The organism is Microcystis sp. LE19-41.2A, from assembly GCF_027530405.1.
Taxonomy (GTDB): Bacteria; Cyanobacteriota; Cyanobacteriia; order Cyanobacteriales; family Microcystaceae; genus Microcystis; species Microcystis aeruginosa.
Map to the genome: position 1 here is coordinate 1 of NZ_JAPZQJ010000457.1, position 3,030 is coordinate 3,030.

Annotated in this window: 5 protein-coding genes; 3 read left to right on the forward strand and 2 right to left on the reverse strand. The window is 46.7% G+C overall.

From position 1 onward, the window contains the following. Positions 1-161: 161 nt before the first annotated feature. A complete protein-coding gene (locus O9290_RS19435) occupies positions 162-626 on the forward strand; it encodes a DUF29 domain-containing protein (RefSeq protein WP_288087400.1) in 465 nt (154 codons plus the stop codon). A gap of 575 nt (positions 627-1,201) precedes the next feature. On the opposite strand, the gene O9290_RS19440 is transcribed toward O9290_RS19435, so the two are convergent. Both O9290_RS19440 and O9290_RS19445 read right to left on the reverse strand, forming a co-directional pair. After that, positions 1,202-1,384, reverse strand: coding sequence for a hypothetical protein (locus O9290_RS19440; protein ID WP_002758344.1), 183 nt, complete (start codon positions 1,382-1,384; stop codon positions 1,202-1,204). A 450-nt stretch (positions 1,385-1,834) separates the two neighbouring features. Further along, entirely contained in the window at positions 1,835-1,960 is a 126-nt protein-coding gene (locus tag O9290_RS19445; protein WP_274518320.1) for a hypothetical protein, read from the reverse strand. Between the two features lie 261 nt (positions 1,961-2,221). Between O9290_RS19445 and O9290_RS19450 the strand changes: the two genes are divergently transcribed. After that, positions 2,222-2,596 (forward strand): DUF433 domain-containing protein, encoded by a 375-nt coding sequence (locus tag O9290_RS19450; RefSeq protein WP_002741484.1) that lies wholly within the window; start codon positions 2,222-2,224, stop codon positions 2,594-2,596. Further along, a complete protein-coding gene (locus O9290_RS19455; RefSeq protein WP_052277674.1) occupies positions 2,593-2,943 on the forward strand; it encodes a hypothetical protein in 351 nt (116 codons plus the stop codon). The genes O9290_RS19450 and O9290_RS19455 overlap by 4 nt, the downstream gene beginning before the upstream one ends. Positions 2,944-3,030: the final 87 nt, after the last annotated feature.

Here is a 3,030-nt window from a genome sequence, read left to right on the forward strand (position 1 = left end):
GCTCCAGCTACATCAAATGTTCCCAAAAAATATAGAAGAGTTAATGCAAATTAGCCGCTATCGGTTGAAGGATTACATCAAAGGACAAAGAGCGATATCGCTTGCCCTATCTACCTTCTAGCTCGCTTGTCCCCCTCTCAGGTAATATATAGAGGTAAATTATGGATAATAAAACCCTGTACGAAGAAGACTTTTATCTCTGGATTAGAACTACTATTAATCAACTGCAAGCGAGACAGTTTGAGCGGGTAGATTTAGAGAATTTACTAGAGGAGTTAGCAAGTATGGGAAGGAGTGAAAAGCGCACAATTAAAAGTCTGTTAACCCGATTATTAGAACATTTACTTAAGCTCAAATATTGGGCGGCAGAAAGAGAGAGAAACGCAGGTCACTGGAAGGGAGAGATTAGAACTTTTCGTCTCGATATATTAGATGAACTTAAAGATAGTCCTAGTCTGAAACCTTATCTTTTGGAAATTTTTGATGAATGTTATCTTTCAGCCAGAAAAAATGCCAGTGACCGCTCTCAATTACCCCTCGATACTTTCCCCGTTATTCCCATTGGTTCCCTTGAACAAATTCTCGATGAAGATTGGTTTCCTGCGGGCGATAATCTGGAAATATAGCCATCAGTTAGACTGCTCCATACTGCTCTAACAAAAAACAACTATCTCCCGATAGCGATCGCTAAAGGTCGAATAATTATAAATTTTTTTCAAGGGGTGCGGTCAGATCGAAGAATCATTGCTAGAATGAGCCTAATTGTCAGAAATTTAGTTAAACAAGGTTTTTGGCAATATGCTAATCTGGCTAACACGCTTTTGGGGGTGATATGGGGAAAAGTTCTGGCGATTGCGCCTAAATAGAGTGTTATACAGAAAGTTTCCGCATAATATGTAGTTAGGCAGACGCAATCCAATGTGTATCTTTTCTCACGACGTTCAACAGGTGTCCAACACGAAGATCTACGCTCGCCTGAATGGCGACCGTCAGCACTTAGTGTATGAGATGCGCCTAACGTCGGAATCCGACGTGGCGATGATCCTCCCGTTGCCAACTCAATTGCCGAGTACGGACCAAGTAAGTTTCGTAAACCTTTCTGGTTACGACGGCTTTTTTCGCGACATGGATCGATGCTTCCCGCAGCCGCTGGAAATGCGTAGCAAAGGCGTCGCTGTCGCGAGAGCGAGTCCTAGAAATCTCATGGTTCATCGAGTTGGCGCGTTTGACGCTTCGTTCGTACCCGCACTCGCGGATTTTCACAGACTTGATCTTCGATTTCGCCTTCCAGAGGATGTTTGGAAACAGCTGCCGCTTTACAGTGACTTTGGTTTTGCCGTCTTTCAGCTTCGATCTGGAGACATGCGGATCCATCCCATGGCATTGTCGTTTAGGACGCGGAATTCAACGGCCCTTTTCTTCCCGACTGCCCACGTCCATGATGGAAGCGTTCATCCCGTGGCGCAATTCGATCACTCCCTTTACGCACAGGCGGAGCGTCCCAATAACGTCGGAATCCGACGTGGCGATGATCCTCCCGTTGCCAACTCAATTGCCGAGTACGGACCTAGTAAGTTTCGTAAACCTTTCTGGTTACGACGGCTTTTTTCACGACATGGATCGATTTCTGAATGGGTGCACGGGTCAGTCCTGCCTTGCGACGTTATGAACTTCGGCAACTCTATCATGTCAGATAAGACGAAGGGTCTCGTTGATCCACTGACGCCTGTTGCCCGCTGCAAGTTGGCTGGCCCATTGCCAAACCGGGATACCTGGCTACCTGTGTAACCGCTGGCTAACCAACCGATCGTTGCAGCTGCCGATGCCGCGAGCGTCACTTTGCTCCTAGACATGGCAGTGCGATGCCGAAGGCACTGCGTAGCAGTACGCAATCGCCGTAGGGTGCGTTCCCTAATGTGGCTCCTACTGCTCCAGCGATCGATTTTGGGGAACGCACCATGCACATTAATTGAAGCTGTGGTCTAAATTTGATCGCCGATCTTGTAGTACGGGGCCTGGTGATGCTCACACAAATGATACTGAATTGCCAGATATTGGAGTTCACTACTGGCTAGATGCAGGAACGAGGCTGAAATACATTTTGAAAGTCTGGGTTGAGGATTAAAGAGCTTGCGAATTAGTAGTCAGGGTGGGCGTTTGCTCACCTTGCTTTTTCATGCGGTAATATGGAATGAGATGGTGAAACACTGAGACTATAGCTATGACGCTCGCATCAAATAAACAAACCGCTATCATTCGTACAGAGCGAGGACTGACAATCGCAGGAACCCGCATCACCCTCTATGATGTAATGGATTATGTGACTGCTCAATATCCACCTAAGTTCATTCAGGGATTATTTGATCTGACGGAAGAGCAAATTAACGCTGCCCTGGCTTATATTGAGGCTCATCGTGCGGATGTGGAAGCTGAGTACCAGCAAGTTCTCAAAGAAGCTGAAGAACTCCGACAATATTATGAAGAGCAAAATCGTGAGCGAGTTGCCCGTATTGCTGCGCAACCACCTAAGCCAGGCTCCGAGGCTGCTTGGGAAAAGCTTCGAGTGGCTAAGGCAAAGCGTGAGTCGAAAGTATGATTTTTTTGATTGATCACAATCTCAAAGGTCATGCCTTGGTTTTCTTTGGTGCGATCGCAACTCAGGGCTGGCTTGATATCGTCCCGATGCAGTTCGTCACCTTTGCAGAGATGGATTTGTCGATCAACAGTGATGACAGGACGGTTTGGCGACTTGCTCAAGAGAATCAGATGATTTTGCTTACCGCTAATCACAGTATGGAAGGGAAAGATTCCCTAGAGCAGGTTCTGCGTGAAGAAAATACCTCAGAGTCATTGCCTGTGATCACCGTTAGCAATGCTGATCGGCTTTTGATTGACATCCTCGCCGCCCTAAAAGTGCGGCGATTCCTAAACCTCACGATTTAAGTTTCTGCTTCCACCACCGTCGCATACCACAGTTAAAAAACCATGTACTGTCTTACACAGAGTCCACAGACTTTCGCCCCATTTCAG

Bases quoted from the DNA above. Each gene is read 5' to 3' on its own strand.
- O9290_RS19435 (WP_288087400.1), top strand. From the start codon at position 162: ATGGATAATAAAACCCTGTACGAAGAAGACTTTTATCTCTGGATTAGA.
- O9290_RS19440 (WP_002758344.1), bottom strand. From the start codon at position 1,384: ATGCCATGGGATGGATCCGCATGTCTCCAGATCGAAGCTGAAAGACGG.
- O9290_RS19445 (WP_274518320.1), bottom strand. From the start codon at position 1,960: ATGGTGCGTTCCCCAAAATCGATCGCTGGAGCAGTAGGAGCCACATTA.
- O9290_RS19450 (WP_002741484.1), top strand. From the start codon at position 2,222: ATGACGCTCGCATCAAATAAACAAACCGCTATCATTCGTACAGAGCGA.
- O9290_RS19455 (WP_052277674.1), top strand. From the start codon at position 2,593: ATGATTTTTTTGATTGATCACAATCTCAAAGGTCATGCCTTGGTTTTC.